Source organism: Rickettsiales bacterium Ac37b (assembly GCA_000746585.2).
GTDB lineage: Bacteria > Pseudomonadota > Alphaproteobacteria > Rickettsiales > Arcanibacteraceae > Ac37b.
Genome location: CP009217.2, coordinates 1,814,286 through 1,832,594, shown reverse-complemented (window position 1 = coordinate 1,832,594; position 18,309 = coordinate 1,814,286). Strand labels below are relative to the sequence as shown.

Genomic DNA, 18,309 nt, shown 5'->3' with positions numbered 1-18,309 from the left:
GATAAAAAATGAGCTATGCAGATTACAAAGAAGCTATAAATTGGATAAAGAATAATGAAGAGAAATGTTTTATCAGAAAAGGTAATACTATTGATGAAATAAATAAAGCAGAAAAAAAATTAGTAATTGAATTACCAAAATCTTATAAGGAATTTTTGAGTAAGTATGGATATTGGTCTTGTGATAGTAAAGAAATTTATGGACTTTACAATAATACTTTAATTGATTTTACTATAGATCAACGTAACGTAAATCATGATTATAAATTTCCTTTAGGTTTTGTACCTATTCATGAATTAGGTAATGGTGAAAAATCATGTCTTGATACCTCGCAAATGAATGAAGAAGGAGAATGTCCAGTAGTGGCATGGTATTTTGGTCCAACTTTACCGAATGGTAAATGTGAAATATTAGCAGAAGATTTTGGAGCTTTTTTATTAGATAAAGTAAAATCAGCTATAGAGTCATTAGAAGAAGAGGAATAAAATTATATAGATTGTATATACGGCAATCATACACAACTATAGGTTGAGAAAGGAAAGCTGGAAGTGAAGGCGGCAAGTGAGAAAATAGACCAGGAAGGCAGGGCGAGTTCAAATACTCCGGTGGCGAATATGAACTTTAATGGCCTAACAGTTGCATTTAGCCATTCAGAGAGTGATTATACTGCATTTGGAAGCCATCATGTGCCCTCCTTTATCAAAGCACCTCAAGTGATGGTTGAAGTGGGCGGAGATTTAACTATCAAAGGTGCTTATATTAAAGGCCAGAAAGTTGAAGTAGCTGTTGCTAAAAAGTTACTGATTGAGTCGGTGCATGACATAAACTCTATGGAAGCAGATAGTTCGAGTATATCCCTTGGTGTCTCATTTACTCCAGCTGGAGTTGCGCCAGCAGTCTCTTTTGGAGCAGGAGAATCTCATTCTAATAGTGAGCTAGTGAACTTTATCTCCGGGATTAGTGGTGAGGATGTATCTGTTACAGCAAATAAAATCCACTTAGTGGGGGCTGAAATCTATGGCACAGAAAAGCTTAAAGTAATAGGAGATGTATCTAGTGAAGATATTGCTGAAACACGTGAATCTTCGAGCTATCATTTTGGGTTCTCGTTTGATCCAACTAAAGCAACGGGTGGAAGTGCGCTCACTTCAGTAAACTTTGGAGTGAGTGATAAACACGATAATGGTGTCGTCCACTCTGGTTTAGGTGAAGAAGCAAAACACGAAGGCACGGATAAAGGAGGCTTTACCGTTAGTGGCCAGTGGAACACAGTGCTCTCTGAGGCTGCAACTAAAATTAAAGATTGGTTTAAGGGTGAAGAACCAAAAGCTCCTCCTCCAAATCCAGCCAATGACTGGATTAATCCTGATGAGATAGCGGGTAATAGCGAAGATCAGGAAAATGCTGATGAAGATAATATATCTAAAAACAATAAAGAAACCAAAAAGCCACAACCTAAGGTTGCAAAGAAAGAAGAGCAAGTAGCAAGAAAAACTGCTCCAGAAAATGCTATCTCAGATTATGAAAAAATAAATAATGAAGTAGATAAATTAGATATCTCTGATAAACACAAAAAGGAGCTGAAACAGGCAATCCATGGTGTTGTAGATGAGCTTTATAAGTCATCTCCGGCAGAAAGAGAGAGGATTATAGCGGATTTATCAGCTGGTAAATATACTGCTAAGGAGACTGTGCAACTAAAATCTGAAGGAAAGGGCTGGTTATCCACCCTTTGGAGTGAAACTTTTGGCAGCAAAGAGTTGGAGGCCCATCCTGCTATAGCTATAGCTGCAGTTGAAACTTGCTTAGTGAATCCAGCCTGTAGTGCCTTACTTGTTGGCACAGCAACAGCAGTATATGCAAAAATAGTTGATGCATTAAATAAAGGTATCATCCTAAGCACTCCGGCTCATGAGAATAAGGGAAGTGTGCTAGATACGCCAATTCATCAAGAGGAAAGCAAAATCTTGCACACGCCACTACCCGAAGCAGAAGGTGCAAAGATACTACATACGCCACTTCCTGGAGGAAAAAACTACGCTGACCAAGGCTTTGAAATCCCTGATTCTGACGTGGATATGACTATTTTGATAAATGAAGGCTGGGATGACTGGGCAGTTGATAATTACGACAAAGCCATGCTACACGGTACATTCGGAAAATTCTATAAAGATCCTAAAGCTGTAAGTGAGAATGGTAATAGAATTTGGTGGAGTAAAGATAATGCAAAACATGGTGGATCTGAATGGAAGGTTTTTGAAGAAACAGATAAAGGTTTAGAATGGTATAAAGATGCTGATAAGCATGGAAATTATATTGAAGGTAAGCATAAAGGTCCTATAGGTTTAAAAATAAAGTGGAAAGAGCTAAGGAATATAAATATTAAATAAAAAGCAATTAATATATAGGAAAAAATTGTTATGGAACATTGTTGTGATAATATGCGATATTATGTAAAAGAAAATAAAGAAATCAATTATGATCCTTCTTTAAGATCATATGATATGAGAGTATCTGAGGATAGAAGAGGTACCTCACAAGAGTTGTATTATTGCCCATGGTGTGGAATAAAATTGCCTAAAGAATTAAATACAGAATGGTTTAAGGCTTTACGCGAAGAATATGGAATAAAAGATCCCATCTTTGATGATGCAGATAAAGTCCCTCCGGAGTTCCATACAGATGAATGGTGGAAGAAAAGAGGTTTGTAGATGGTTGTATATATGTCGATTAAATACAACTAATAGTTGAGTTAAAATGTGAAAGTATTTGGAACAGAAAAGCTTAAAGTAGTAGGGGAGGTATCTAGTGAAGATATTGCTGAAACCAGCGAATCTTCGAGCTATCATTTTGGGTTCTCGTTTGATCCAACTAAAGCAACGGGTGGAAGTGCGCTCACTTCAGTAAACTTTGGAGTGAGTGATAAACACGATAATGGTGTGGTTCATTCGGGTTTAGGTGAAGAAGCAAAACATGAAGGCACGGATAAAGGAGGCTTCACCGCAAGCTTCCAGTGGAACACTGTGCTTGCTGATACTGCTGCTAAAATTAAAGATTGGTTTAAGGGTGAAGAACCAAAAGCTCCTCCTCCAAAGCCACAATGACTGGGTAATTACGGTGTATAATAATACTAATGGAAGTGAATAAAGGCACCCCAGCACATGAGAACAAGGGAAGTGTCTAGATACGCCAGTTCATATATAGTAAATTAAGTTGATAAAGACATGATATATGATATATTAAAAAGCTCATAAACCCAAAACAGTAGAAGCAATGGCATATTCCTTAGATTTACGTAAAAAAGTAATTCACTATGTTAATAAAGGTTATACCAGAGAAGAAGCTGCAAGAATTTTTGGCATAGGTGAAAGAACAATTTATAGATGGTTATCGAGATCGAAATCCGGGAATTTAGCAGCCACACGAGCAGCTAAGCCATGGAAGAAGCTTGATCCAATCAAATTATTAAACGAGGTGTCTAAAAACAGCAATTGGCTATTATCTGATTTTGCAAAGGTTTTTAATGTGTCTACAGCTGCTATCTGTTTGGCATTCAAGACTTTGGGGATCACACGAAAAAAAAGACCACACTCTATCGTGAACGGGATGAAGCAAAACGGCAATTATTTTTGGCAGCTATCGCAAACTATAAAGCGGAAGATATAGTTTATATTGATGAGAGTGGAATTGATAGCTATTTGTACTATTCTTGGGGATACAGTCTCAGAGGAAGTAAAGTTTATGGTGATATCTCAGGTAAAAAACATGATCGAGAAAGCTTTATTGCAGGTAAGGTTGGGAAGAAAATTATTGCGCCAATGTGTTTCAAGGGCACATGTAATACAGAAGTTTTTAACGAGTGGGTTAGTCAGTGTTTGGTGCCCGAACTAAGATTTGGTCAAGTTGTAATACTTGATAATGCAACGTTCCATAAGTCAGCTAGAACTAGGAATTTAATAGAAGATATAGGCTGTAAACTTTTATTCTTACCACCTTACTCTCCTGATCTCAACCCAATTGAAAAATATTGGGCTCATTTAAAAGCTAAAATCAAACCTATCATTACTAATTTTAATAACCTTAGCGATGCTATTGATTATGGCTTCTCTATGCTATTCTCAACTTAATTGACTATAGTGGAACAATCAAAACTTCTGTTATCTAATTTAACTAAGTATTAAATTATTATTAAATATCTCTCACATTGGATATATAGTAAAAACAACAGAAAGCACAGAAATACTAAAATTTTTGAGAGTTTGATATTAGGCCGGATTCAACATTATCATTGTTAGGATTAAAATCTTCTAAAAATAATTCCCTATTGTAGGGGATGGGATAATTATTGTGGCTTGCTATAATAACTATTCCCCCCTGTCTTACTCTAGTATCAATTAAAGTATATAAGAGTTCTTTACTTGAATTATCTAAATTATTTTCTGGTTCATCTAATAACCATATGTAACTATGACATGCTATAAGACGTGCAAGAGCGACTTTTTTTTGCCAACCAGCAGATAATCTACAACATGATATATCTTTTATATCATCTAAACCAAAATACATTAAAGCTGGTAAAATTAATTCGGGAGTTTGATATAATTCAGACCAGAATATTAAATTATCTATTACAGATAGTTCAGTTCTTAAAGCATTTTTATGAGCAATATAATTTATCAACTTATATTCATTATGATGTTCGATAGAAACAGTTCCTTTTGTAGGTTTTATAATACCTGCTATTAATTTGAGTAAAGTAGTTTTACCACTACCATTATTACCTCTAAGAATAAGTAAAGACCCAGGTAATAGTGAAAAACCTAAGTCTTTAAATAAAACATTATAATTAGATTCTACTGTAATATTAGAACAGCTTAACATATAGATTATTAATCTATTAAATAATACTCTATTGTAGGCATAACTCTAACTTTTTTCTGTATAGTAGAACTATCGCCTGAAACAGAAATATAAGAACGTGCCATCATAGGCATAGCAGCCTTAACTGAGTCTGTAGATGGGCCATAATAAGAGTCTACCATGAAATCTCCTTGTGCAGCTCTATGTATTTTGCCAAGTTTACTACCAGAATCATTAGTAAATTGTTTTGCAGAGTCATAGGCATTTTTTGTAGCTTCAGCTAACATTTCTGGTTTTATTTCGCTCAATTTAGTAAATTCATATCTAACATCAGCTGCATAATATCCCGAACTAGATTCAAGTACTATTCCTTGTTGGACCAATTCTCCAATTTTTTGAATAGCTGGTTTAATTAAATTAATTTTTGAAGAACTTACTTCAAGAGAAGTATTAATAATATAGCGATAATCCTGTGTGTTATTATTATTTCTATATTGTTGCGCGAGTAGATCGGTAACATTATATTTACCGACTGTAACTTCATCTTGAGCAAAACCTTGTTTTAATAAGAAATTGGTAATGGTTTGTTTATCAGTTTCAATTTGTTTGCTTACTTCAAGTAAATCATTACCTGTAGATTTAAAATTTATAGTCCATATTGCAAAATCAGAGGTAACAATACGTTCTGAAAGGCCTGTTACAGTTATAATACGATCCATTTTTTTACTATTTGAAGATGCACTACATATAAAATAACCAAGTACACTAAGGCCTATAATTAAGCTTAATCCTATTATTAAGGCAGAACAGGAAAAAGAATGTTTATCACAATCAAAGGTCATTATTATACTCCTTGTATAAAAAATTAATTAATTATCTTGTTCGATACCGCTTACACATGGGCTTTTTAATTCATGAGGTGGGCTTTTTAAACAAGCATTTAAAAGCATTAAAATAGATATTGTAGAAAGTAATTTTTTGAACATAACTAACTCCTAACATAAATTATAAACCATAGCTTTTAATTAAACTACCACAAATCATATGCCAACCATCTATTATAACAAAAAATATTAATTTAAATGGTAAAGAAATCGCAACTGGTGGCAACATCATCATACCCATTGCCATCAAGATAGATGAAACCAGTATATCAATTATTAGAAAAGGTATAAAGATTAAAAATCCAATTTCAAATGCTCTTTTTAATTCGCTAATCATGAAAGCTGGTACTAAAACTTCTAAAGGAGTATCTTGTGGAGAGTCCAGTACCTCTTTATTAGTAAATGATAAAAATAACGATAAATCTTTCTCACGTGTGTGTTTAAGCATAAATGATTGGAAAGGTTTTATAATTACTGGAATGGCTTCTTGCTCTGTCATTTTTTCTTCAATTAAAGGAACAATACCTTCATGATACGCAGTCTCAAAAGTTGAAGACATAATAAAAGCAGTTAAAAATAGCGCTAAACTAATTAATACTGTATTGGGAGGACTTTGCTGTATTCCGAGTGCATTACGTAAAAATGAAAGAACTACAATAATTCTAGTGAAAGAAGTAACCATTACTAAAATTGACGGTGCTAGACTGAGTATAGTAATTAAGGCAATAGTTTGAAGAATTCTAGAAGTAAGCTTAGTGTCGTCAAGATTGAAATTGATTGGCTCAGCAGATGCCACAGAAGTAATGAATACCAAAACAGAGGCTAAGAAAAGATATTTGAGTGTTTTATATAAGTTATTCATATCATTCAGTATAATACTTCCTTAAGATTAATATCTGATTTTATAAGTGTTTCATTATTATGTCCAAGTAATATTAAATATCCGGAATCTACATATCTGACCAACACTATTTTACGTTTGTTATCAAGAATTAACATATCTTCTATGTTTAGCTTAGAGTCTTTCTTGTATGTTGAAAAGTTAAAGAAAAGATTAAATTTTTTAAATAAGGCAGCAATAACAATAATAAGCGCTATAACAAAACTTAAGGCTAATAAAACTTTTAAATAACTATATAATTCCATGTTGAGTTGCTTTTTTATTTGATGTTATAGTTAAGAACATTGTTATAAGCATTAAATGCGTTTGCATGTGTATCAATTTCTAGTAATTGCTTTTTTATATTTAATTTATATTTTTCTAAAATACTAGTGTAATTAACTAAAAAATCTCTAAAAGATTTGATATAATGATTAGTTTCTCTTATATCTAACTCAGGCGTAGAATCTATTAAGTTTAATATTAAATCTATTTTTTTATTTAATTTTAATATTATATCATTAGACAAAGGCAGATGACTGCTGGCAAAGTATAATTCATTTAATTCGGTGATTAATGAAGACAAATTTTTATTTTGGGGCATAAGTATCTAAAATCCATTTATTTAGCTAATCTATAAATATTATTAAAATAAATAATATAATATAGTTAATTTAAAATTAACAGTCCTATATAGAACTGTTAACAAAGTCTTTATTAGCAATTTTGATAATTATTAAGCAAAGTCATTTAGATAATAGAAATTATTTAGTAGGAGGCGCTAGTTTAGGCATCTCTTCTTGGGGTGGAGGATTATTTGAAGGTAATTCTTGTTTGGGTGCAGAAGATTCTGTCTCTTTAGGGGATGGTTTTTTAACATTTATGATCAAATTTTGTTTTGAACCTTGAACGTCTTGATCTAGGTCTTCTTTATTATTTCCGGGTGCTGCTTGAAGATATTTGTTAAGTAGATTGCGTAGTGATGGATCATTCCAATCGACAGCTCCTATCACGCGAGCAACTTCCTTATTATGATGGTTTATAATAATAGAGGTAGGTACGCCTATAATATTAAAGGCATTAAATAATACACCTTTTTTATCTATATATTTATCTAAATATTTTATTTCATGCAGTTTATAAAAGTCACTTACCACATCAATACCTTTAAAATCTTCAGATATAGCTATGACTTTTAAAGGCTTTTTCTTAAAATCTTTTTGTAATATATCTAAATCTTGCATTTCACCGAGACAAGAAGTGCACCAAGTAGCCCAAAAAGTTAATAATACAACTTGTCCATCAAACTCTTCTAGCAAATGGCCTTTATCATTTTCATCAAAAAGATAGTCGTCAGGCAAAGATTGAGGAGGGTATTCTTCAATATTATAATTAAGGTTAGTAGGAGAATCAGGTAAATCATTTGCAAGGCAAACATTAAAAGATAGAAAGAAAGACAATAATAAAATTATAAACTGTATCATTTGTTTAAGAGTACTACTTGTATTATCCAGATTTCTTGTTACACTATAATATTTTTAATGTAAGCATTATTACATATTTTGATAATTAACAGTTGGGATATATTATGTCAATTAAAAATAAGATAGTTGTAGCGTATACAAAGAGGTTATTATTACTATTCTGTATAAGTGTGACGTTATTGTATGGATGCGCAGTTAGAGGCCCTCTTACCTTACCTCCAGAAGACTTAACTTCTATAAAACAAGATAATAAAAATAGTAAATAAACATAAATTTATGAATATAAAATTAGTTGCAGCAAAAGAATTATTCGATTTAGATATTGATATGGAATTACCAATATTTGATATCAAAAATGAACATGTACCAACTATAGATCAAAATTATTGTTTTGATAGAGAAACATTAATGTCGATTTTAGTTGGATTTAAATATAATATGAAAGTTATGATTTAAGGTTATCATGGCACAGGTAAATCAACACATTTAGAGCAAGTAGCAGCTAGATTAAATTGGCCATGTCTTCGGGTTAATCTCGATGGACATTTAAGTAGAGCAGATTTTATTGGTAGAGACAGTATTATAGTAAAAGATGGAGTCCAAATAACCCAATTTCAAGAAGGATTATTACCATGGTCATTACGTCAACCGATGGCGTTAATTTTTGATGAATATGATGCTGCACGTCCAGAACTAATGTTTGTATTACAACGTATATTAGAAAATGATGGTAAGTTTACCTTAATTGATCAAAATCAAGTGATTACTCCTAACCCTTACTTTCGTATGTTTGCAACCACTAATACTATTGGTTTAGGGGACTCAACAGGTTTATATCATGGCTCACATGTTATTAATCAAGGACAAATGGATAGATGGAATATAGTAGCAACCCTCAATTATTTACCGTTAGAAAAAGAAATAGCTATAGTGAGGGCTAATAGTCCGCAGTTAGACCAGGAAGTTATAAAAAATATGATAGAACTAGCTTCATTAATACGTAAAGGTTTTATGGTAGGAGATATTTCATGTGTGATGTCACCAAGGGCCGTAATTAATTGGGCTAAAAACATGTTAATTTTTAAGTGCTTGGAAACATCGTTTCGTCTATCTTTCTTAAATAAGTGTGATGAGGCAGAAAAACCAATACTTGCTGAGTATTATCAACGTATTTTTGATCATGCCATCAAAGAGAGTATAATTGCTAACTAATGATTTAAAACAAGCTATTAATGCTGCTTCAAGAGCAATTTCTGGTTCTAAGAAATTAAATGTTGAGGTTAGAGAAAGAGGAGAGGGAGACTTACAAGCACTCATACTATTATATCATAATAGTGATCTATCTAATGATATAACTTCTAAAGAAAATAGTATAATTATTGAAAAGTGTGAACAAGCACGGATAGAAGCTTTGGGTGGTAGAAGGTTTAAGGGAGTTTTAAGTAATTTAAATAGGCTACTAATTAAGACATATACTGATATAATTTATTCCTCAGATAATATTCTCTATTTGTTAGTCAGGGCAAAATTAATTGATACTCCCGTAATGCATCTTATATCTTTGGAGATATATGATGATTATAATAAAATAGTTAACAGATATAGGGATGCTTTAGTAGATGCTCTAAATAATCAACAAAAATTTGCTCAAATAATAATTAAATTAATTGAAGAATTAAAGTTAAATGTACCTGATGAGGTAAATACTAAAAAAATTATGGTAGAGCTAGATGAATCTAATGAAGCTGAGGTGAAGATAGATTCTACAGCTATTAGTTATAACCAAGCTTCTTCGGTAAAAGAATTATATAAACTATCATCTAAATTGGAAAAAACAGATGAAGCGGATGTACAGAAACCTAAAATAATTTTAGATGTGGAAGCTATAGTCAATTAAGTTGAGAATAGCATAGAGAAGCCATAATCAATAGCATCGCTAAGGTTATTAAAATTAGTAATGATAGGTTTGATTTTAGCTTTTAAATGAGCCCAATATTTTTCAATTGGGTTGAGATCAGGAGAGTAAGGTGGTAAGAATAAAAGTTTACAGCCTATATCTTCTATTAAATTCCTAGTTCTAGCTGACTTATGGAACGTTGCATTATCAAGTATTACAACTTGACCAAATCTTAGTTCGGGCACCAAACACTGACTAACCCACTCGTTAAAAACTTCTGTATTACATGTGCCCTTGAAACACATTGGCGCAATAATTTTCTTCCCAACCTTACCTGCAATAAAGCTTTCTCGATCATGTTTTTTACCTGAGATATCACCATAAACTTTACTTCCTCTGAGACTGTATCCCCAAGAATAGTACAAATAGCTATCAATTCCACTCTCATCAATATAAACTATATCTTCCGCTTTATAGTTTGCGATAGCTGCCAAAAATAATTGCCGTTTTGCTTCATCCCGTTCACGATAGAGTGTGGTCTTTTTTTTCGTGTGATCCCCAAAGTCTTGAATGCCAAACAGATAGCAGCTGTAGACACATTAAAAACCTTTGCAAAATCAGATAATAGCCAATTGCTGTTTTTAGACACCTCGTTTAATAATTTGATTGGATCAAGCTTCTTCCATGGCTTAGCTGCTCGTGTGGCTGCTAAATTCCCGGATTTCGATCTCGATAACCATCTATAAATTGTTCTTTCACCTATGCCAAAAATTCTTGCAGCTTCTTCTCTGGTATAACCTTTATTAACATAGTGAATTACTTTTTTACGTAAATCTAAGGAATATGCCATTGCTTCTACTGTTTTGGGTTTATGAGCTTTTTAATATATCATATATCATGTCTTTATCAACTTAATTTACTATAATAAAAATTATAAAATATATACGAGCTTATATGATGAAGTTACTACGCCGTTTCATCTATGTTCTAATAGTGAATTAATTATGCTGCGTCAGCGGCTTGATAAAAAACTTACCGAAAAACAATCGAATGTTACTCAGGTAAAGGCTAATAAATTGAAGCGTAAATTATTGGTTAAGAAGCCAATATGGTGGTAATATAACGTTGAAGAAGGAATATTAGATAACAAAAAATTGGCAGAATTAGTAGCTAAAAATAACCATAGCTATTGTTATAAGCAAGAACATTCCCAAAATGCATTAGATACAGTTATGACTTTATTAATAGATAATTCAGGTTCAATGCGAGGAAAACCGATAATGATAGCTGCTATGTGTAGCGATATTTTAGCTAGAACATTAGAGAAATGTGGAGTGAAGCTTGAAATTTTGGGCTTCACCACTAAAGAATGGCAGGGAGGTTCATCTAAAAAATTGTGGCAGAACAGTGCTTCGCCAGCCAATCCAGGAAGATTAAATGATTTGCGTCATATAATTTATAAATCAGCTGATACTCCGTGGCGTAAGGCAAAATTAGGTTTAGCCTTAATGCTGCGCGACGGTTTACTAAAGGAAAATATTGATGGTGAAGCCATAATTTGGGCTTATAACCGGTTAAGAAAAAGGAAAGAAAAAAGACGCATATTAATGGTTATTTCAGATGGTGCGCCCGTTGACGATAGTACCTTATCAGTGAATGATAGCCGTTATCTGGAAAGACATTTACGAGAAACTATCAGTTATATTGAAAAGAAAAAAGAGATTGAACTGGTTGCTATTGGTATAGGTCATGATGTAACGCAGTACTACCAAAATTCTGAAAGGATTTTAGATGCAGCTCAATTAGGGAATATTATATTTGAAAAATTAGATAGGTTATTTACGGAGATGGTTGTTTAATTTGAATTAGAGGCAAAGGATATATTATAGCACATTAATTTTAATAATTAAGCTCTCCGCTTAAATGTTTTCCACCATCTATATTAATCAGTTCCCCAGTAATAGAGGGAGTAGTTAAAATAAATTTTATCGCGTTATAAATATCCTCTATTGAACCAGCGTTATTAAGAGGAGAATGTATGCGGGATGCAGTAAAATTTTCTTCAGATTGTCGAATGCCACGCATAATAGACCCAGGTCCTAGGGCATTCACCCGTATTTGAGGAGCAAACTCTATCGCAAATAGCTTGGTTAATTCCCATAAAGCGTTTTTGCTTAAGCTATAAGATAAAAATTTTCCCACAGGTAATTTAGTAACACAGTAATCTAAAATATTAATAATGTTTCCACGTTGCTCTAAGAGCTGTTCTTTAAAATCTTTCATTAGTAAAAATGGTGCTCGTAAATTTACTGACATGTTTTGATGCCAAATTTCGTAATTAGAGTTTGCTACATTATCATTAATAAAGCTAGCTGCATTGTTAATTAATAAAGATACTTGACCAATATTCTTGGTGATGTAAGGAAAGATGGATTTAGTTTGATTTTCATCGATTAAATCTGCTTGAACACTAAAGGCCTGCAAGTTATTTGCGTTTAGTTCTTGAAGCAAAATTTCTGCTTCATCTTGGGAATTATTATAATGGATAACAACCTGCCAACCATCTTCTACCAATGATTTGACTATCATTTTACCTATTCTAGTGGCGGATCCTGTGATTAAAGCAATTTTTTTCACGTTTTATGTATATTTTTACTATCATTATTATTATATATTAATTATCATAAAGACACGTAAAAAGAAACTTTAAAATTTGTGTATAATAGAAAGAGAGAGAAATGGAAACATCACCGGCTGAATTTTTACCCAATATTTTATTATTACTTGCTGCGTCTGTTGTAGTAGTTGGTATATTTAAAAAATTAAATTTAAGCCCTGTATTAGGTTATTTTGCAGCTGGTGCTATTATAGGTGTACATGGTCTGAATATTATTAAAACTGCTGATACAGAGTTATTTGCAGATTTTGGTGTAATATTTCTTTTGTTTGCTATAGGCCTTGAATTAACCTTTGAACGTTTAAAGGCTATGAGGCTATATGTATTTGGTTTTGGGACCTTACAAGTAGTGATTACTAGCGTTGTTCTTGGCTATTTAATTAATATGTTAGGTGTAAATATAAAGGCAGCTATGATTATAGGTGGGGGGCTAGCGATGTCTTCTACAGCGGTTGTATTACAGGTAATAGCAGAAAATAGACAGCAATCTACCCAAGTTGGAAGATTATCCTTATCAAATTTATTAATGCAGGATTTTGCAGTAGTACCGTTACTCGTATTGATACCATTACTAAGTTCAAATACTACTAATATTTTTTCAGCGCTTGGCTCAGCTTTTGTAAAAGCATTAATTGCCTTACTTGTAATTTTTATGTTGGGCAGGCTAATGCTTAGGCCATTTTTTAAAATGATTACTTCTGCTAATCCAGCCAAAACTAATGAATTATTTGTGGCAACAACTCTTTTGATAGCACTTGGTGCTGCATGGTCTACGGAATATATGGGGCTATCTCATGCTTTAGGGGCGTTTGTGGCAGGATTATTAGTAGCCGAAACCGAATTTCAACGTCAGGCTGAAGAAAGTATTTATCCCTTCAAGGGGCTCTTTCTAGGGTTATTCTTTATGACAGTAGGTATGTCCATAGATATAAATATGGTTGTAGAACAAATTGGTATTATAGCTTTATGTTCATTATCATTACTTGCGGTTAAGGCTCTTATTATTATAGCTTTAAGCTTAATTTTTCGCTTAAGCCTTAGTACTTCAATACATACAGGGTTATTATTATCGCAAGGTGGTGAATTTGGCTTTATTTTGTTTAATTTAGCCATGGAAAGAAAATTAATAGATTCTGAATTTGGTCAATTATTGTTAGCTGTTATAACAGTTACAATGGCTCTTACGCCTTTGCTTTCTGCTATAGGAAGTAGAATTGCTACAAAATTAGAAAAGAAAGTTCCTACTTCTCCTGAGGTGATTTATAAAGGAATTTCTGATTTAGATAATCACGTAATAGTAATAGGATTTGGTCGTGTAGGTAAAATGGTGGCTAGATTACTTGAAGCTGAAAATGTTAATTATGTGGCTATCGATGTAGATACACAAAATGTTGAAGAAGGGTGTGCAGAAGGATTCCCTTTATACGCTGGAAATGGTGCTCACTTAGAAACATTAAAGGCCCTCGGTATCGAAAGAGCAAGATCTGTGATTATCACGGTTGATAATGAAGTGACATTGCAAAAAACAGCAAAAATTATTAGTAAAAATTTCCCTGACTTACCAGTAGTGGTAAGATCTAAGGATCTTAGTAATTCTGCGCAATTATATCAAGCAGGTGCAAAAATTATTGTCCCCGAAACTTATGAAACAGGGCTTCAACTTGGAGGTGCAGTACTAAAATCGGTAGGTATAAGCGAATCTGAAGTAAGTCGGATTAAAAATCAATTTAGAGCTGGTAACTATATTTTAGCTAAAGAGCCTGAAGAATATATTGATGAAGAATATGATGAAGAAAATTTAGGTTATGATTATATGGGGCAACTAATGATGGGAGATGATGAATTCAAGCATATTAGTTCTTATAATATTTCTGAACAAGAATTGGATAGTAAAAAACCCAAAGGCGGAAAATAGTTTTAGGAAAATAAAGTGAATAATATAGATAAATTATTATGGATATGTAAAAAAGCTATAAGCATATTATTTATTATTGTACTGGCGCATATAGAAGAAACGTTTGCTGAGAAGTTACCCATACCACGTTTTGTTTCTGTTAAGTCTAATGAAGTTAATATGCGTGCTGGTCCTAATATACGATATCCAATTTTATGGACTATTGTCAAAAGAGGTGAGCCTGTAGAGGTGTTAGCAGAGTTTGAACATTGGCGTAAAGTGCGTGATAAACAAGGCGATGAAGCATGGGTGCATGAATCTATGTTAACTGGTAAAAGAGTAGGTATTGTCATAGGTAGTAAATTACAAACTATGTATAATAAATCTAATAATGTATCAAAAAAAATATGCATGCTTGAGCCAGAATTACGTGTAAATATTATATCCTGTAAGAAAGAATGGTGTATGATACAGGTAGAAAAATGTAAAGGATGGTTATTGCGTAATTCGTTATGGGGTGTATATAATAATGAGGAAATACGTTAAATTAGTTTTTTACCATAGATAATTGGTATAGGAGTATTTTACATTTATAATGCTAAGTAATAGTGGAATATAAGTTAAAAAATGAGTATAGTAAATTGATTTGAACTTGCGGACGCAGTTAGCTCAAAGCTCTCCTACTATAAGTAAATAAAAGATTGTTGTACCTGTTTGCGAGTGTGATATTTCTTACGTATCTCTAAATTGCTAAATATTTACATATTATACTATTATATAAGTTTTATTTAAAAGATTAATGTTTTGTTAGAAATAAAATATATTACTTTATTCAAGATTAGGATTATCTTCGTTATTCCCTTTATCATTTGCGTTTTGTTCTTCATCTTCATTAGTCTTCTTCTTGTTGAGCGGAACCAAGGGCGTATACACACAATTCTTCAAAAGAAACATTATTTTTTTCTGCTAATTCTTTTAATTTTGCTATACTGTCCATAACTTCTTGTGGAATAGTACCTCCACGTTCTCTAGATAGCCAATCAGTTTGAAAGTGAAGTGGGTGGTGTCTTGGTTCTGAGTCGCCTAAAAAAACTGTAAAAGGAGCTTTTACTCCATTAAAAAATGCTGGTAAGACAAATTTTTTCATATATCAACCATTTAATACGTAAACTAACTTTACTATAATTAGCATAATTTCTAATTATATGTATAGTTTATAATTACCTCATATATAATACAATTAAAATATAAACTTATTAAAAAAAAACTAATTTTATGGATATCACACGAAGAGAATACATCATCCTAAATTAGATATGGGATTATTAACAAACTCTTTACTAGCAATGCCAGAGCTAAGAGATTATGTTGATTAAAGAATTAATCTTATTTTGGTAATCCCCCCCCTTGAATATATATTCACCGGCAACTAACACGTTTGCTCCAGCTTCTATTACGCTTTTTACGGTTATAAGATTAATACCACCATCCACTTCTAAATCGATTTTTTTATTAATTTTATTAATCTTTTGACGAATAATACTAATTTTCTCGAGTTGAGATGAGATAAAATTCTGACCAGAAAATCCAGGATTAACCGTCATTACCATTACTAAATCTAATTCTGGTAAAATATAATCTAAAACATTAGGATGGGTTGTAGGCACAAGAGATATGCCAGCCTTTTTACCCAGAGATTTTATAAGTTGTACTGATCTTTCTAAGTGGATACAGGCTTCAGCATGTATGGTTATAATATCTGCACCAGCATCTGCAAAAGCTTTAATATAGTTATCTACATTATCTATCATTAAATGTACATCAAAAGTTATATGTGAGTATGGTCTAATCGCCTTTACTACGGAGGGGCCAATAGTGATATTTGGTACAAAATGCCCATCCATTACATCTATATGTAAATATGAAGCACCAGCTTCTGTAATAGATCGGACTTCTTCTCCTAATTTAGAAAAATCTGCTGAAAGTATAGAAGGAGCAATTTTAATATCTTGAGCCATAACTTTATAGTATATTCAGTAATTATTGATATTTTAATAATAATAAAGTATTATTATAAATACGCAATAAAGTAAAGAGGTATTTATGTCTGATGGTATGGGTATGGGAAGAGTTCTTTCTTCAATTGGTCATGCTGGAAACTTAGCTGGTGGTAGTAGTGGTAGTTCTGGGCATGTACTGGAGGCAGGAGCAAATGAAAATATCCAAAATGCTGTTGATAATACGCTTGAAAAAAGCGGTATTTGGCGTGTGATGGGCTCGATGTTTTTAGGCTTTGATACGATTTTTAATGTTTTTAAAAGTGAAGGGTTTTTACTCGGGGTAGCAAGTCAGGCTCTTGCAAGCCTCGGCACTTTACCGACACCAGCTGCTCATATGCCACGTCCTAGTAATATAGCAGGTAAAGGTGGTGGAAAAGGTGCCTAATATTTAAATCTTATTAACAAAAAAATTATAATATATCTCTTGGTAGCGCTTATAAAAATGCTTGACATGGTACGTGGTTTTGAATAAACATTTACTATGAAATTGATTATATATATCCTAAATTTTTAAAGCTATTATTATATTATGTTAGATCCTCTTAATTTGCCTAGCGGATACTTATGTCCAGACTATGCCACATCTATACTAATGTTTCAAAGTGGAAAGGTGTTTTTTGGTAAGGGCATCGGTAGTTATGGTATTACTTCTGGTGAAATATGTTTTAATACTTCTATTACTGGTTATCAAGAAATTATTACTGATCCTTCATATAATGGACAAATTATAAATTTTACTTTTCCTCATATAGGTAATGTTGGTGCAAATGCTGAAGATATGGAGTCAAAGGTAATTTATGCTAAGGGGATAATTTTACGTAATGATATTAGCCGAGATTCTAATTACCGAAGCACTATCCATTTTAATGATTGGCTAGAAGAACAAAATATAATTGGTATTACAAATGTTGATACTAGGGCAATTACTAGATATATAAGAAAATTTGGGGCTGAAAATGTATTAATTTTTCATAGGTCTCCAGGTGAGAAATTTGATTGGGATAATTTATACGAAAGGTTACTAAGTACTCCTATGCAGGATGGCTGTGAACTTGTAGCTGCAACTAGTTGTAAAAAAATTTATTCTTGGAAGAAAGATCATATAGCTGGTGCTAAAAAAGTAGTTGTAATTGACTATGGAATGAAATTAAATATGTTGAACTGCTTAGAAAATGTTGGATGTGAGGCAATTATAGTACCAAGTAATACTAGTGCCAGTACTATTATGAAATATAATCCTGATGGTATTTTTTTATCTAATGGTCCTGGAGATCCTAAAGCAACGGCTAGTTATGCGGTTCCTATATTAAAACAGCTTATTGCGACAGGTATTCCTATTTTTGGGGTGTGTATGGGGCATCAATTGCTTGCTTTAGCTCTTGGGGCTGAGACGGAAAAAATGCATCAAGGTCATAGAGGAGCTAATCATCCTGTAAAGAATCTAATCACTAACCAAATTGAAATTACTACACAGAACCATGGGTTTGTGGTTAGGAAGGAAAGTCTACCATCTCATGTTAATATAACTCATATCTCATTATTTGATCAAACTATAGAAGGTATAGCATTAAAAGATAAACCTGTATTTTCAGTTCAATATCATCCTGAATCTTCACCAGGTCCTCATGATAGCCATTATTTATTTAACCAATTTGTGAATTATATGAAGTGAT

23 protein-coding genes and 1 pseudogene are annotated in these 18,309 nt (G+C 32.5%); 13 read left to right on the top strand and 11 right to left on the bottom strand.

The annotated features are described in order from the left end of the window. The first annotated feature begins 8 nt into the window (after positions 1 to 8). From NOVO_09045 to NOVO_09020, 6 genes are all read left to right on the top strand, one after another. On the top strand, positions 9 to 485 hold the full coding sequence (locus tag NOVO_09045) for an SMI1-KNR4 cell wall assembly regulator protein (protein ID AIL66123.1): 477 nt from the start codon (positions 9 to 11) through the stop codon (positions 483 to 485). A gap of 63 nt (positions 486 to 548) precedes the next feature. Further along, positions 549 to 2,390 carry a hypothetical protein gene (locus NOVO_09040; GenBank protein ID AIL66122.1) on the top strand — a complete coding sequence of 614 codons (1,842 nt, stop codon included), beginning with the start codon at positions 549 to 551 and terminating at the stop codon, positions 2,388 to 2,390. Positions 2,391 to 2,420: 30 nt separating this feature from the next. Then, positions 2,421 to 2,711 carry a hypothetical protein gene (locus NOVO_09035; protein AIL66121.1) on the top strand — a complete coding sequence of 97 codons (291 nt, stop codon included), beginning with the start codon at positions 2,421 to 2,423 and terminating at the stop codon, positions 2,709 to 2,711. 48 nt (positions 2,712 to 2,759) lie between these two features. Beyond that, complete coding sequence (locus NOVO_09030; protein ID AIL66120.1) at positions 2,760 to 3,104, top strand: hypothetical protein; 345 nt, start codon at positions 2,760 to 2,762, stop codon at positions 3,102 to 3,104. A 169-nt stretch (positions 3,105 to 3,273) separates the two neighbouring features. Next, positions 3,274 to 3,666: a Transposase gene (locus tag NOVO_09025; GenBank protein AIL66119.1), complete on the top strand. Its 393-nt coding sequence runs from the start codon at positions 3,274 to 3,276 to the stop codon at positions 3,664 to 3,666. A gap of 152 nt (positions 3,667 to 3,818) precedes the next feature. Beyond that, a complete protein-coding gene (locus NOVO_09020) occupies positions 3,819 to 4,127 on the top strand; it encodes a hypothetical protein (protein ID AIL66118.1) in 309 nt (102 codons plus the stop codon). Between the two features lie 115 nt (positions 4,128 to 4,242). Here the strand turns inward: NOVO_09020 and ccmA are convergent, their stop codons facing one another. The 6 genes from ccmA to tlpA all read right to left on the bottom strand — a co-directional run bounded on the left by ccmA (position 4,243) and on the right by tlpA (position 8,108). Beyond that, a complete protein-coding gene (gene ccmA, locus NOVO_09015) occupies positions 4,243 to 4,881 on the bottom strand; it encodes a Cytochrome c biogenesis ATP-binding export protein CcmA (protein ID AIL66117.1) in 639 nt (212 codons plus the stop codon). An 8-nt stretch (positions 4,882 to 4,889) separates the two neighbouring features. After that, entirely contained in the window at positions 4,890 to 5,702 is an 813-nt protein-coding gene (locus tag NOVO_09010) for a hypothetical protein (GenBank protein AIL66116.1), read from the bottom strand. A gap of 163 nt (positions 5,703 to 5,865) precedes the next feature. Then, positions 5,866 to 6,606 (bottom strand): Flagellar biosynthetic protein fliP precursor, encoded by a 741-nt coding sequence (gene fliP / locus NOVO_09000; protein AIL66115.1) that lies wholly within the window; start codon positions 6,604 to 6,606, stop codon positions 5,866 to 5,868. Between the two features lie 5 nt (positions 6,607 to 6,611). Further along, complete coding sequence (locus NOVO_08995; protein AIL66114.1) at positions 6,612 to 6,890, bottom strand: hypothetical protein; 279 nt, start codon at positions 6,888 to 6,890, stop codon at positions 6,612 to 6,614. A gap of 14 nt (positions 6,891 to 6,904) precedes the next feature. Then, positions 6,905 to 7,228, bottom strand: coding sequence for a hypothetical protein (locus NOVO_08990; GenBank protein ID AIL66113.1), 324 nt, complete (start codon positions 7,226 to 7,228; stop codon positions 6,905 to 6,907). 160 nt (positions 7,229 to 7,388) lie between these two features. Then, positions 7,389 to 8,108 (bottom strand): Cytochrome biogenesis protein tlpA, encoded by a 720-nt coding sequence (gene tlpA, locus NOVO_08985; protein AIL66112.1) that lies wholly within the window; start codon positions 8,106 to 8,108, stop codon positions 7,389 to 7,391. Positions 8,109 to 8,384: 276 nt separating this feature from the next. On the opposite strand from tlpA, the pseudogene NOVO_08975 reads away from it, so the two are divergent. Together NOVO_08975 and NOVO_08965 are read left to right on the top strand one after the other, a co-directional pair. Further along, a pseudogene (locus tag NOVO_08975) lies at positions 8,385 to 9,320 on the top strand (cobalamin biosynthesis protein CobS; disrupted). Beyond that, positions 9,310 to 10,005 carry a Cobalamin biosynthesis protein CobT gene (locus NOVO_08965; GenBank protein ID AIL66111.1) on the top strand — a complete coding sequence of 232 codons (696 nt, stop codon included), beginning with the start codon at positions 9,310 to 9,312 and terminating at the stop codon, positions 10,003 to 10,005. The pseudogene NOVO_08975 and the gene NOVO_08965 overlap by 11 nt, the downstream one beginning before the upstream one ends. On the opposite strand, the gene NOVO_08960 is transcribed toward NOVO_08965, so the two are convergent. Further along, a complete protein-coding gene (locus NOVO_08960) occupies positions 10,002 to 10,499 on the bottom strand; it encodes a hypothetical protein (GenBank protein ID AIL66110.1) in 498 nt (165 codons plus the stop codon). The two genes, NOVO_08965 and NOVO_08960, sit on opposite strands and share 4 nt — an antisense overlap. Further along, entirely contained in the window at positions 10,463 to 10,855 is a 393-nt protein-coding gene (locus NOVO_08955; GenBank protein ID AIL66109.1) for a Transposase, read from the bottom strand. Before NOVO_08955 ends, NOVO_08960 begins: the two co-directional genes overlap by 37 nt. Before the next feature lie 304 nt (positions 10,856 to 11,159). Between NOVO_08955 and NOVO_08950 the strand changes: the two genes are divergently transcribed. After that, positions 11,160 to 11,864 (top strand): hypothetical protein, encoded by a 705-nt coding sequence (locus tag NOVO_08950; GenBank protein ID AIL66108.1) that lies wholly within the window; start codon positions 11,160 to 11,162, stop codon positions 11,862 to 11,864. A 40-nt stretch (positions 11,865 to 11,904) separates the two neighbouring features. Here the strand turns inward: NOVO_08950 and fabG_3 are convergent, their stop codons facing one another. Continuing rightward, complete coding sequence (gene fabG_3 / locus NOVO_08945) at positions 11,905 to 12,642, bottom strand: 3-oxoacyl-[acyl-carrier-protein] reductase FabG (protein AIL66107.1); 738 nt, start codon at positions 12,640 to 12,642, stop codon at positions 11,905 to 11,907. Between the two features lie 101 nt (positions 12,643 to 12,743). Here fabG_3 and kefC point away from each other — a divergent pair, with 101 nt between their 5' ends. Together kefC and NOVO_08935 are read left to right on the top strand one after the other, a co-directional pair. Beyond that, positions 12,744 to 14,597, top strand: a complete 1,854-nt coding sequence (gene kefC / locus NOVO_08940; GenBank protein ID AIL66106.1) for a Glutathione-regulated potassium-efflux system protein KefC — start codon at positions 12,744 to 12,746, stop codon at positions 14,595 to 14,597. A 15-nt stretch (positions 14,598 to 14,612) separates the two neighbouring features. Further along, positions 14,613 to 15,122, top strand: a complete 510-nt coding sequence (locus NOVO_08935; protein AIL66105.1) for a hypothetical protein — start codon at positions 14,613 to 14,615, stop codon at positions 15,120 to 15,122. A 346-nt stretch (positions 15,123 to 15,468) separates the two neighbouring features. Here NOVO_08935 and NOVO_08925 read toward each other — a convergent pair whose 3' ends face one another. Both NOVO_08925 and rpe read right to left on the bottom strand, forming a co-directional pair. Continuing rightward, the gene (locus tag NOVO_08925) at positions 15,469 to 15,723 is read right to left on the bottom strand and encodes a hypothetical protein (GenBank protein AIL66104.1); all 255 of its coding nucleotides are present in this window, start codon (positions 15,721 to 15,723) and stop codon (positions 15,469 to 15,471) included. A 208-nt stretch (positions 15,724 to 15,931) separates the two neighbouring features. Continuing rightward, complete coding sequence (rpe, locus tag NOVO_08920; protein AIL66103.1) at positions 15,932 to 16,594, bottom strand: Ribulose-phosphate 3-epimerase; 663 nt, start codon at positions 16,592 to 16,594, stop codon at positions 15,932 to 15,934. 85 nt (positions 16,595 to 16,679) lie between these two features. On the opposite strand from rpe, the gene NOVO_08915 reads away from it, so the two are divergent. After that, the gene (locus NOVO_08915) at positions 16,680 to 17,021 is read left to right on the top strand and encodes a hypothetical protein (protein AIL66102.1); all 342 of its coding nucleotides are present in this window, start codon (positions 16,680 to 16,682) and stop codon (positions 17,019 to 17,021) included. Positions 17,022 to 17,165: 144 nt separating this feature from the next. Further along, on the top strand, positions 17,166 to 18,308 hold the full coding sequence (gene carA, locus NOVO_08910) for a Carbamoyl-phosphate synthase small chain (protein ID AIL66101.1): 1,143 nt from the start codon (positions 17,166 to 17,168) through the stop codon (positions 18,306 to 18,308). Position 18,309: the final 1 nt, after the last annotated feature.